The sequence below is a fragment of the Opitutales bacterium genome, from assembly GCA_013215165.1.
Classification (GTDB): Bacteria; Verrucomicrobiota; Verrucomicrobiia; order Opitutales; family JABSRG01; genus JABSRG01.
Window position 1 is genome coordinate 70120 of sequence record JABSRG010000006.1, and the last position, 11052, is coordinate 81171.

An 11052-nucleotide genomic window follows, 5' to 3' on the forward strand; every position below is an offset into this window, starting at 1 on the left:
TTTTGGTGAAATCGGATAGAAAGCATGCTGTTGAGCGAACACAACCCTGCGTTGTATCAATGAAAATTTCTCAATTCAGCGGGAACTATTAATAGGCATGTCGGTTGCTATTTATGCCGTTCCGCGTTCGAGCTGGTAAACACAAGCCGCGTGGACCACCACCAACCCTAGATTCATGAAAGCTACTGGAAAAAAAAGACTCGCCCTCCCTGCTAAGCTCCTGTTCAGCCTGATCACGACCTGCGCGTTGACGACTGCGTCATACGCTCAGCACGAAGTCGACAGCGAAGAAGCGGAGGCGGAGCCCATCAAGATTAACGGCAACGAGAATGCCTTCGGTTCGTCGCAAATGGCTTATGCCATGATCATGCAGAACCTGCAGCGCATCAATCGTTACGCTTGGGAAGAAACGCAGGATCTCGTTGCCGCCATTGCGGCGCGCGAGGGGGTGCCTACAGACCACATTATCGTTACTGCCGGATCAGGTCCTGTACTGTCCATGACAGGTATGTGGAAAGGCTTAGAGGGCGGCAATATGATCATCGCCACACCTGGATACCAGCAGCTTGCGCGTACCTTCGAGGCATTCGGCGGCACTGTGGTTAACGTCCCAGTGACTCCTGCCCCGGAATTGAAGCATGATCTCGATGCCATGGAGGCGATGATTAATGATGAGACTCAGATCCTCTATATCTGCAATCCGAACAACCCCACTGGCACTATCGTCGATCCTGATAAGTTGCGTGAGGTAGCTTCGCGCGCTTCTGAAAAGACACTTGTCTTTATCGACGAGGCTTATCTTGAGCTCGCTGATGATTTCACCAAGAACACCATGGTGGATCTCGTGCGTGACGGCAAAGACGTCATCATCGCACGTACGTTCTCGAAAGTGTATGGTATCGCTGGCCTCCGTATTGGATATGGCGTAGCAAAGCCTGAGATCATTAAAGAACTCCGGAAATTCTACCAGGGTGGACCTAACATTCTCGGTGCAGTGGCAGCCACCGCCTCGCTCCAAGACCCATCGTGGTACGAGCAGAGCCGCATGATGTATATTGAGACCCGCAAGATGGTGACCGACGCTTTCGATGCGATGGGAATCGAATATGCTGAGCCATCGGGCAGCTTTGTCTTCTTCAAAACAGGCATGCCTATCCAGCAATTCCAAGCTGCCATGGAAGCCGAAAACATTCTGGTAGGCCGTCCATTCCCTCCGATGTTCGACTGGTGTCGCGTATCCATCGGTACTCAGGATGAGATGGCCGCTTTCATAGAAGCGGTTAAGAAGATCCTCGATAAGGACGCTGCTTAATTCTCTTTTAAGAAATTCCAAAACTTAGGGTGCGCCCGGATGTCTCAGCATTCGGGCGCATTTTTTATCCCTCTTTCACACCATGGACATGCTATCTCGACGCGGTTTCTTGAGGCGATTTACCCTCGCGCTCGGGGGCGGTGGTCTGGCCTCAGGTTTATGGAGTCAGACCTTGATGGATCCGAGTGGACCCAGGCCCGACTTTCGTCATCCCGAAGGCCGGCATATCAATCTGGCAGGAAATGAAAACCCCTTCGGTCCCTCACCCGCAGCGGGAGTCGCCATCGCCAGTAATGTGGGGAATAGCGTACGTTATCCCTGGCGTGAGGAAGTTGTGTTGACAGAGGTAATTGCGTCCTACGAGGGCGTCGACCCAGAGCGGATTGTTCTGACTAATGGCTGTGATGAACTCCTTGCTATTGCGGGTATTATGGCCCGCGACCGTGGGGGAAATTTGCTATCCTCTACCCCGACCTATGATTGGCTGGGTGAGTATTGCGAAAAGCATGGAGGGGAAGTGCGCTGGATAATGCATCGAAAAGACGACATGGCGCACGATCTCGATGGCTTTAAAAGAGCGACGGATCAGCAGACATCTATGATCTATCTCTGCAATCCCGATACTCCCTCTGGTACGATGCTGTCTAAGCAAGTGCTTCAGGACTATATCCTGAGTATTCCAAAGGACGTGATTGTCTTTATCGACGAGGTTTATCTCGATCTTCTGGATGACTTTTCGCAACTCACATTGACTCATCTTCTGCTGGAGCGGAAAAACCTGATAATCGGTCGCTCATTCTCCAAACTCTATGCATTAGCGGGGCATCGTGTCGGCTATGCAGTGACTTCGCCCAGCCTGGCTAAAGAGATCCAGAAATACAAAACGTCGTCGATGAACTACCTTGGTGTCGTTGCGGCACAAGCTAGCCTCTATGATGTAAACTTCCGAACATTTAGCCGGCGTAAAATCCGGGAGGGGCGCGGGCGTTTTTGCGGACTGCTGGATGACCTCGGTCTCACCTATAACCCGTCCGTGGGTAATTTCATTTTCCATCGCACAGGTATACCGATCAGGGAATATCAAGAGATTACCAAAGCAGCAGGATTCGTTGTTGGAAGACCGTTTGAGCCTTATGATGACTGGTGTCGAATCTCAGTCGGAAGCGATCAAGAGATGCGATCCTTCAGCCGCTTCATGCGATACACTTTTGCTTAGAATAGGCCCTCTATTCCCGGTGTTTGTAACTCCAATTTGTATTTTTGGTGAACAAAATAAAAAAATGGAATTGAACCTACTTCGACTGCCTCCAAATTGGAGACAGCGTTGGCAGATCCGTTGTGCGAGTGTTTTTTTGGGCATCTTCACTCAAGCAATGGGTATGCCAAGGCCGTTTTGTTTACCTTGAGACGGATTGGATCACAATGAAGCCAGTTGAGATCATCGGAGGCGGAGTCGCTGGACTCGCACTAGGCCATGCTTTGGCGAACAGGAATTTTCCGGTATCGGTCGTCGACGCAGGACGTTATCCGCGTCACCGCGTATGTGGTGAGTTTATCTGTGGGGTCAGCTCGAAGACTCTGGAGGCCTTGGGGCTCCCAGACCTCAAAACAGAGGGCGTGACCCACCGAAACGTAGCCTGGTTGAAACAGGGACGACTACTTTTGAATGAGGCGTTGCCGGTCGAGGTGATCGGTGTGTCGCGCTACCGCATGGATGCGTGGATTGCAGATCGTTTCCGCTCGGTGGGAGGCGCGTTGACAGAAGGAGAAAAGCGGGAAGGCGTAGCGACGTCTCCAGGCATTGTCGATGCACGCGGTAGGCGTTACCGAAAAGGCCCATGGCTGGGGTTGAAAATGCACCTGACAGACTTTGAGCCCATGGCAGACCTAGAAGTGCACCTCGGTCATCGTTCTTATGTGGGTATTTCTGCAGTAGAGGACGGGCGATACAATGTGTGCGGGTTGTTTCGGCGCATTCAAGGCCTGCGCGCGCGGGGACCTGAATTGCTGCTAGCATACCTCAAGCGATGTGGCATGGGTCCATTAGGCGAACGAATCGATGTAAATCAGATCGATGTCAGCTCCGTGATCGGTGTCTCCCATTTTGATTTTCGGACCCACCTGAAACGGTCTCAAGGTTTCGCTTTGGGAGACCGTTGGGGCGTCATCCCGCCCTTTACTGGTAACGGTATGTCGATGGCGCTCGAGAGCGCTGCCTTGGCTATTGCGCCTTTAAGTGACTATGCCCGGGGTGATTTGGAATGGGAGGCGGCTTGTGTGCAGTACCATACCACGATGCGCAGACATCTGAAGCGGCGTCTCGGCACTGCTGGAAGCTTGCATCCATTTTTGCTCAATCCTGCAGGGCAGAAGCTCCTAGGCTGGTTGGCCCAGTCACGATTGTTGCCATTTCAGGCCTTATTTAGAGCAACGCATTGAGGGCTTTATCTTTGCAACAGACCTGATCTTGGAAGCAGTGCAAGGTTTCCTCTCGGGTCATCGCGACAGCGATTGCCAAAGTGACCCAGCTGGGGGGCGGCGCTTCGTCGCCGCCGTGCGCGGCTCGGAATTTATCGCTTGCGAATTTCGCTCAAGAAGGCCTCCACTGAGTCTTTCAGAGTTTTAGACTCTTCGATCATCCCAGCTGCAGCAACTTGAAGCTCATTGGTCGACGCCACACTCTCGTCCGCAGCAGAACGCACCTCAGTGATATTGGTCGATACCTCGCCTGTTTGAGCAGCTGCTGAGGCAACGCTGCGGCTGATTTCACTGGTGGTGTCATTTTGTTCTTTGATCGAAGAAGACAAATTATTGGTGCGTTCATCGACTGCAGATATCTCATTGATGATTTCAGCGACGGATCGAATGGTCTGCGAGGCGCTAGACTTGATGTCGTTGATCTTCTGAGAGATTTCATTCGTCATACGCTGCGTCTCAGTGGAGAGGGATTTTACCTCGTTGGCAACGACTGCAAATCCCTTACCTGATTCCCCTGCACTGGCAGCTTCGATCGTCGCATTCAGAGCCAACAAATTCGTCTGCTCTGAAATGCCGATGATGGCCTGAGTCACACTATCGATCTGCTCGATGGCATTCTGAAGGTCTTCGAGTTTCTGCTGAGATTGATTAGCTGACTGCGAACAAGCCATCGTCCTGTTGGCCGTATCGATGACAGTTTCAGAGATGTTGCTGATAGAAATGGTCAATTCCTCGGCTGCAGCAGCGACTGTTTGGACATCGGCCGCGGCAGTTTGTGAGGCATCTGCCACTGATGCTGACATGTTTGAAGAATTCGAAATCAGGCCGGAAAGCTGGACCGACATTTCGTGCATTTTCTGGGACTCAGCTTCGACGCGTTTAACGATGCCATAGACACTCTCTTCGAATTGATCTGCCATCTGAATGGAAGCAGCTTCGAGCCTTTGTTTTTCGACTGCGTTGTCTTTAAAGACTTTCACGCACTCAGCCATTTCACCGAGTTCGTCGCGGGATTGGAAAGTCTCAAGGTCGATGGCGGTGTCACCTTTTGATAGGCGATTCATGACATCGGTTAGGCCGAGAATACGGCGTGAGACACGTAACTGAATATAGTAAAATTGGAACGCGCTCAGGACGATCACGGCTATGAGTATGCCTGCGTAGAAGAAAAATTGAGCCGTGGAGGTGCTGCGGCGATTGTTCATATATCCCTCCATTTCGCTCGCCGCCAAATAAGACAAGTCCACTGCGCTCTGGAGTGCTTCTGATGATACGGTAAAAAATCGTTCGAAAGATATGGGGAGCGTAGAGCCCTGTTCTGATGCCCCGATCAAATCTTCGCGCGTCGCCTTGTAGGTGCTGAAATAGGTCGTTTTCAATTCCGCGATAGCGTCTACAATGCTCTCATTTATAGCCCCTGATTCGGCTATGACCTCAAGTCGAGCCATCGCCTCTTGCGCGCGCTTGTGGTCTGCATGCATCTCAGCTCGAATGCTCGCGGCAATGGGACGTCCAGTAGCCGTGGCAATCGCCAAATGTGTGCGCTCCCGTCCGCCAAATTCGCGCACCGCCCATGCATTTTCTTGAACGAGCTTGAGGCTCAACAAGGCGGTAGATACCTGATTCCCATCTGCAGATAGTTTAATTGGAAGGTGAGAAAATGCCAGGATGACGTCTTTCATCTCCGAGGGGAGGCCGCTGACTTCTCCACGGACTCTCTGATCCAAAGGTTTACTTAGATTTTGATCTGCTCTGGCACGAATGCCTTGGATCGTTGTCTCGAGCTGTTCCAGGCGCTCGATAAAGGTATCTCCGAGTCGGAATGTGCCGTAATCGTCCACCAGCTGTTTCACATCCTCAAAGCCCTGGTCGGAGATCGTGCGTTGCTGATCGATGAGATTGCGGAACGACGGCTGGATAGGTTCGTCGAGATTGAGGTTTACTTGCATGACCGAGCGCTCGAGGGAAAGCTCGATGATCGCCTTGTTCATGATCGCTGTTGCCTCGATGCTCGACTGCATCTCCATACTATCGATCTTAGTGCTGTAGAGATCAGTGAGCTTAAATGATATGATCGTTATGAACGAAAGGCCCAGAACTGAAGTGATAATAAGGCAAGTTTGACGAATGTTCATCGTGGCTAAAATTCGGTCTTAGTCGGTTTTCTGGTGTTAAGCGGGTCCTTCCTGGGTATCGAAACACTACGCGCGCAATCCTCAGGTATCGGTCTATAGGAAAATACTTCGCATAGCATTCCGGCTTCTTTAGCGGAGATTCGATTATTCGCTATCAACATGCTTGTGGAGGAATATCGATCTGTATTTTCGGCGATGGACAGATTGTTTGTCGCTGAAATCCCTAAAACAACGAAAAGGGCGCTGATTATGTTGTGAGCTACGCGAAATCTGGCACCTGCTTGGCTGATGCTAAAGGAAAAATGACTACAGAATTCGATGAAGACTATGCCGAACTGTTAAGAGGCTTTGACGAGGAGTTCTCGAGTTTTAGGGAACAGCTTGCGAAGCGATCAGATGCTGAAAAAAAGAGGGACACATACATCCTCGAGCAACATTCGAAGGGAAAGCGTTGGAAAATAGTTTTCAAAAAAGCCTCTAAGAAGTTCGATTTCGATGCTCTAGATCCGTCTGATTCGAAATACGATTATTGGGTGAACTACTATGAGACGTTTATCAGAATGATTTCAATCGGCTTAAAGCTGCATGAGTTTGGCGAGAACTTAGATCGCTTGAAAGAGACGGATGAAAAAATAAATGCACTCTATCGGGCAATAGAGGATGAGGATTCTTCGAGCTTCGATTCTGAGACCGAATAAATCGGGTGCAATTGAAGGGGCGGGGAAATCCCCCCGTTGCTTCAATTGCATCCATTTTGATCTATTCTCCAACAACTCGATTGCCCCCTTGCTCAATATCTGTTGAGGTGCCGGTTTTTTTTGAACTGGGGACTATTGCCATGTTTAAGCTGATTTATCGAAAATACGGAGAGCGCCTGCGCGTTAAGGATGATTTACTGTCGGGGCTCACGGTGGCTTTGGCGCTTGTGCCGGAGGCGGTGGCTTTTGCATTTGTGGCGGGCGTAGATCCGTTGTCGGGGCTTTATGCGGCCTTTTTTATTGGTTTAATCACAGCGACGATCGGCGGACGCCCCGGAATGATCTCTGGAGCTACTGGAGCTATAGCGATCGTGGTGGTGTCATTAGTGATCGAGCACGGGGTTCAATACCTCTTTCCGGCGGTGGTGCTGATGGGCGCGATCCAGGTGACCGTGGGATTACTCAGGTTGGGGAAATTCATTCGTCTGGTGCCGCACCCTGTGATGCTTGGATTTGTAAATGGTCTGGCGATCGTCATTTTTATGGCTCAAATCCCTCAATTCACCGTCGATCCGACAGATGTGCACGGAGCGGCTTGGATGCAAGGAGGTGAGCTCTTTTGGATGCTGGGGTTGGTAGCTGTAACGATGGCCGTCATTCACTTTTTGCCCAAGTTGACTCAAGCAATTCCTTCTTCGCTCGTAGCTATTGTGGGCGTAACCTTAGCCGCGTTCGCGGTTGAGCGATTTCTAAACGTCGAAATTCGTACCGTCGGAGATATCTCGAGTGTGGGCGGTGGATTGCCGGTATTTCAGTTGTTTTCTGTCCCAATGACTTTGGAGACTCTGTGGATCATTCTGCCCTACGCCTTCATTATGGCATCTGTGGGATTGATTGAATCTTTAATGACGATGCAGCTGATCGATGAGTTGACCGAAACCCGAGGGCAAGGAAATCGAGAGTGTTTGGGTCAGGGCGTGGCTAATGTTGTGACCGGGTTTTTCGGTGGCATGGGGGGCTGTGCTATGATCGGACAGTCTATGATTAACATTCGCTCTGGGGGGCGGGGTAGACTCTCTGGGATCTCGGCGGCGCTGTTTCTTTTGATCTTCATCCTATTTGCATCTGGATTGATCGAGCAGATATCGATGGCGGCCTTAACGGGCGTGATGATGATGGTCGTGCTTGGCACCTTCGAGTGGGCGTCACTCCGCATCTTTGGAAAGGTGCCTAAGGAAGATATCTTCGTTGTTGTGCTGGTTACCTTAGTGACTGTCTTTGCTCATAATTTGGCATTAGCCGTGGCTGCTGGAGTCGTCGTCTCTGCACTGGTCTACGCCTGGAAGACTGCGAAGCAAATTTGGGCTGAAGAGAAAGTCTCCGAGGAAGGCAGTAAAATTTACCTCCTACATGGGCCCTTGTTTTTTGCTTCGGTTCAGAATTTTCAGGATATTTTTAATCCTCAAGAGGATCCCGAAGATGTCATCATCGACTTTAAAATGTCTCGGGTATGCGACCACTCGGCGCTAGAGGCGATCAAAGTGCTTGCTGAGCGGTATGAAAAAAACGGCACCAAGCTGCATTTGCGTCATCTGAGTAACGAATGCCGTGTGCTCTTAGACAAGGCGGGTGATTTGGTGGAGGTCAACGTCGTAGAAGATCCAGATTATCACGTTGCCGTTTGAACACGGGATAGATTGTAGCATTCGGATAATGATCGCTTGATCTGCTGAGGTCTGCTGCACACTGTCCGCACCATGTCGATTCATGGAGTGGAAATCAGTTTCTCAGTCGAAGAGCTGCGTGTGATTTTAGGCGGTGACTGCCGCGTGATCGGTGTCTACGAGGGTGTGATATCTGGCATCGCGTCGCTAGATGCAGCGCAGCCTGGGGAGCTCTCGTTCTTAGCCAATCTCAAATATCGTAAACAAGCTCAAGAGAGTCGGGCTTCAGTGATCCTGATTCCTCTAGGAGTAGAGATCGAGCCCGGAGCTGATCAGTGTTTCATCGAAATGGAACATCCCTCTTTGGGTTTGGCGCGGGTGTGCGAGACGATTGAGGACCGCTTAAATCCAAGACCTGCGGCCGGGATTGATCCGATGGCCAAAGTGGCACCGGATGCTGAGGTGTCAGACTCGGCGTATGTCGGGCCGTTTTGTGTGATCGAGAGCGGAGGCAAGGTTGGGGAGCGGGTTCAATTGGTCAGTCACGTCTTCGTCGGGCGTTCTGCGGAAGTGGGCGCGGACAGCGTGTTGTTTTCAAATGTGGCCTTACAGCACTATTGCCAGGTGGGTGCACGCTGTCGTGTGCATGCTAATACGGTTATCGGATCGGATGGCTTTGGCTATTCCACTGTAGCAGGGGTGCATCATAAGGAGCCCCAGATTGGTATTGTGGTTGTGGAGGACGATGTGGAAATCGGTGCGAACGTGGCAATCGATCGAGCCCGGTTCGAGGTTACCCGCATTGGTCGGGGAGCCAAGGTAGATAATTTGGTCCAGATTGCGCACAATGTTGAGATTGGACCCGGTTCGATTGTGGTCGCGCAAACGGGTGTGAGTGGTTCTACGCGGGTCGGCAAATACGTCATCCTAGCCGGACAATCGGGGATCGCGGGTCATATTACGATCGGGGATCAAGCTGTGGTCGGCGCACAGGCGGGGGTAAACCGAGATATTGGCCCCGGCGAAAAAGTACGAGGCACGCCGCATGTATCCATGGGCGAGTTTGGTCGGATCGCGGTCTTACAAAAACGACTCCCAGATTTGTTCAAACGTGTAGATAGGCTGGAGAAAGCTCAGTCTACTTCCGAAACGTAGCGCGAGCAGCCTGATTAATTTGTATGGCTAACCTAAAAATCCTTTCGGGAAATTCGAACCGTCCTTTGGCGCAAGCTATTTGCGAGGCCATGGGAGTGCCTCTGGGAGATGCTACGGTGTCTACATTTCCAGATGGGGAGACTTTCGTAAAGATAAACGAAAATATCCGCGGACAAGATGTCTTTATTGTTCAGTCGATGAGCAATCCTGCCAATCACCATCTGATGGAGTTGCTGATTATGATCGATGCAGCGCGTCGGGCCTCTGCGGATCGTATCACCGCGGTGATTCCCTTTTATGGCTATGCACGCCAGGATCGCAAAGATCAGCCGCGGGTTCCCATAACCGCGAAACTCGTGGCCAATTTGCTAACATCAGCCGGAGCCACACGTGCGTTAATGGTAGATCTCCACGCGCAGCAGATCCAGGGATTCTTTGATATACCGGTGGATCACCTGTATGCCTCACCCATAATTTTTGATCACCTGAAAGCCTACCGTGACAGTAAACTGAGTCTATTCTCTCCGGATGTGGGCGGCATGAAAATAACAGAAGCTTATGCCAAGATGCTGGATGCTCCTATGGGCTTCGTCGCCAAGCGTCGTATGGATGCTAGCACCGTTGAGGCAAAAAGCATCGTAGGAGACTGCGCTGGTCGTGATATTCTCTTAATCGACGATATGACTGAGACAGCTGGAATCCTTATCGCAGCCGCAGCGTTATTGAAAAAAGAAGGCGCGCGCACCGTGAGGGCTGCAGTCACCCATTGCGTGCTCAATGCAAAAGGGCAAGAACGCTTACGGGCACCCGATTGTCTGATCGACGAGATCATTACCACCGACACCACTCAAGTGCCCTCGGAAGGTTTGCCGATCACCGTCCTGAGTGTAGCTTCGTTGATTGGCGAAGCGATGCTGCGGATCCACGGAAATAAGAGCGTTACCGGGCTTTTCCAGGTTACTGGATTTTAATTTTTAAAAATATTTAAATTCCGCTTGCAACATATGCGTCTCCTGCGCATTCCTAATAGTCACAAGCTTCCGCAAGGAAGTTTTGTGGTAACAGAATAAAGTAGAAATCAATGGCGCGCAGCTTAGGGGTAGGCTGCGCGCCTTTTTTTGTATCCTAAGACAATTTGCTCAAGGCCTCTGCGAATGCCGCCGACATAACGGAAACAGCGATCAGCCATATTCGGCTAGCCCGGATTTTGCATAAAAAAGTATCGCGAGTTGCGTTTAAACCACTGAAGGTCAGTGGATAACAAAACAAAAACAACCACAACCCGCGATGACAAAAGGTAAACAGCTCGAACTTCCTGGCACAAGAGTCAAAGGACGCAAAATTTCACTCGATTTCCAGGGTGCAGACGTCACCTCAGATGCAGGATTGATGCTCCTGCGCGCTGCTGAAGAACGCATCGGGATCTTTTCCCGTGTCGAAGGCGGTATCGTGGATAAACGACAACCCACTAAGCTGATCCACAAAGCTTCTACTATGATGCGGCAACGAGTCATGGCTATCGCTGCCGGCTATGAAGACCTTAACGATGCAGACACTCTCAGGTATGATCCCCTGCACCAGTCCTCGGCCAACACAGATACACAGATGGC

Annotated in this window: 9 protein-coding genes; 8 read left to right on the forward strand and 1 reads right to left on the reverse strand. The window is 51.0% G+C overall.

The features are described 5' to 3' along the window. Positions 1–175 precede the first annotated feature (175 nt). The 3 genes from HRU10_01830 (at position 176) to HRU10_01840 (ending at position 3751) form a co-directional block, all read left to right on the forward strand. A complete protein-coding gene (locus HRU10_01830) occupies positions 176–1312 on the forward strand; it encodes a histidinol-phosphate aminotransferase family protein (protein ID NRA25971.1) in 1137 nt (378 codons plus the stop codon). 82 nt (positions 1313–1394) lie between these two features. Next, entirely contained in the window at positions 1395–2528 is a 1134-nt protein-coding gene (locus tag HRU10_01835; GenBank protein ID NRA25972.1) for a histidinol-phosphate aminotransferase family protein, read from the forward strand. Positions 2529–2650: 122 nt separating this feature from the next. Beyond that, positions 2651–3751, forward strand: a complete 1101-nt coding sequence (locus HRU10_01840) for a hypothetical protein (GenBank protein NRA25973.1) — start codon at positions 2651–2653, stop codon at positions 3749–3751. Between the two features lie 131 nt (positions 3752–3882). Here the strand turns inward: HRU10_01840 and HRU10_01845 are convergent, their stop codons facing one another. Beyond that, complete coding sequence (locus HRU10_01845) at positions 3883–5925, reverse strand: HAMP domain-containing protein (protein ID NRA25974.1); 2043 nt, start codon at positions 5923–5925, stop codon at positions 3883–3885. Positions 5926–6227: 302 nt separating this feature from the next. Between HRU10_01845 and HRU10_01850 the strand changes: the two genes are divergently transcribed. The 5 genes from HRU10_01850 to HRU10_01870 all read left to right on the forward strand — a co-directional run. Next, entirely contained in the window at positions 6228–6623 is a 396-nt protein-coding gene (locus HRU10_01850; GenBank protein ID NRA25975.1) for a hypothetical protein, read from the forward strand. 140 nt (positions 6624–6763) lie between these two features. Beyond that, entirely contained in the window at positions 6764–8308 is a 1545-nt protein-coding gene (locus tag HRU10_01855) for a SulP family inorganic anion transporter (GenBank protein ID NRA25976.1), read from the forward strand. 72 nt (positions 8309–8380) lie between these two features. Continuing rightward, a complete protein-coding gene (lpxD, locus tag HRU10_01860) occupies positions 8381–9442 on the forward strand; it encodes a UDP-3-O-(3-hydroxymyristoyl)glucosamine N-acyltransferase (GenBank protein NRA25977.1) in 1062 nt (353 codons plus the stop codon). Positions 9443–9465: 23 nt separating this feature from the next. Then, complete coding sequence (locus HRU10_01865) at positions 9466–10413, forward strand: ribose-phosphate pyrophosphokinase (GenBank protein ID NRA25978.1); 948 nt, start codon at positions 9466–9468, stop codon at positions 10411–10413. Positions 10414–10729: 316 nt separating this feature from the next. Further along, positions 10730–11052 (forward strand): transposase (locus HRU10_01870; protein ID NRA25979.1); only part of this gene is annotated, 323 nt, incomplete at its 3' end.

What these genes read in the sequence shown, in the direction of transcription:
- HRU10_01835 (NRA25972.1), top strand. Translation starts at nt 1,395, where the DNA reads ATGGACATGCTATCTCGACGCGGTTTCTTGAGGCGATTTACCCTCGCG.
- HRU10_01865 (NRA25978.1), top strand. Translation starts at nt 9,466, where the DNA reads ATGGCTAACCTAAAAATCCTTTCGGGAAATTCGAACCGTCCTTTGGCG.
- HRU10_01845 (NRA25974.1), bottom strand. Translation starts at nt 5,925, where the DNA reads ATGAACATTCGTCAAACTTGCCTTATTATCACTTCAGTTCTGGGCCTT.
- HRU10_01830 (NRA25971.1), top strand. Translation starts at nt 176, where the DNA reads ATGAAAGCTACTGGAAAAAAAAGACTCGCCCTCCCTGCTAAGCTCCTG.
- HRU10_01855 (NRA25976.1), top strand. Translation starts at nt 6,764, where the DNA reads ATGTTTAAGCTGATTTATCGAAAATACGGAGAGCGCCTGCGCGTTAAG.
- HRU10_01850 (NRA25975.1), top strand. Translation starts at nt 6,228, where the DNA reads ATGACTACAGAATTCGATGAAGACTATGCCGAACTGTTAAGAGGCTTT.
- lpxD (NRA25977.1), top strand. Translation starts at nt 8,381, where the DNA reads ATGTCGATTCATGGAGTGGAAATCAGTTTCTCAGTCGAAGAGCTGCGT.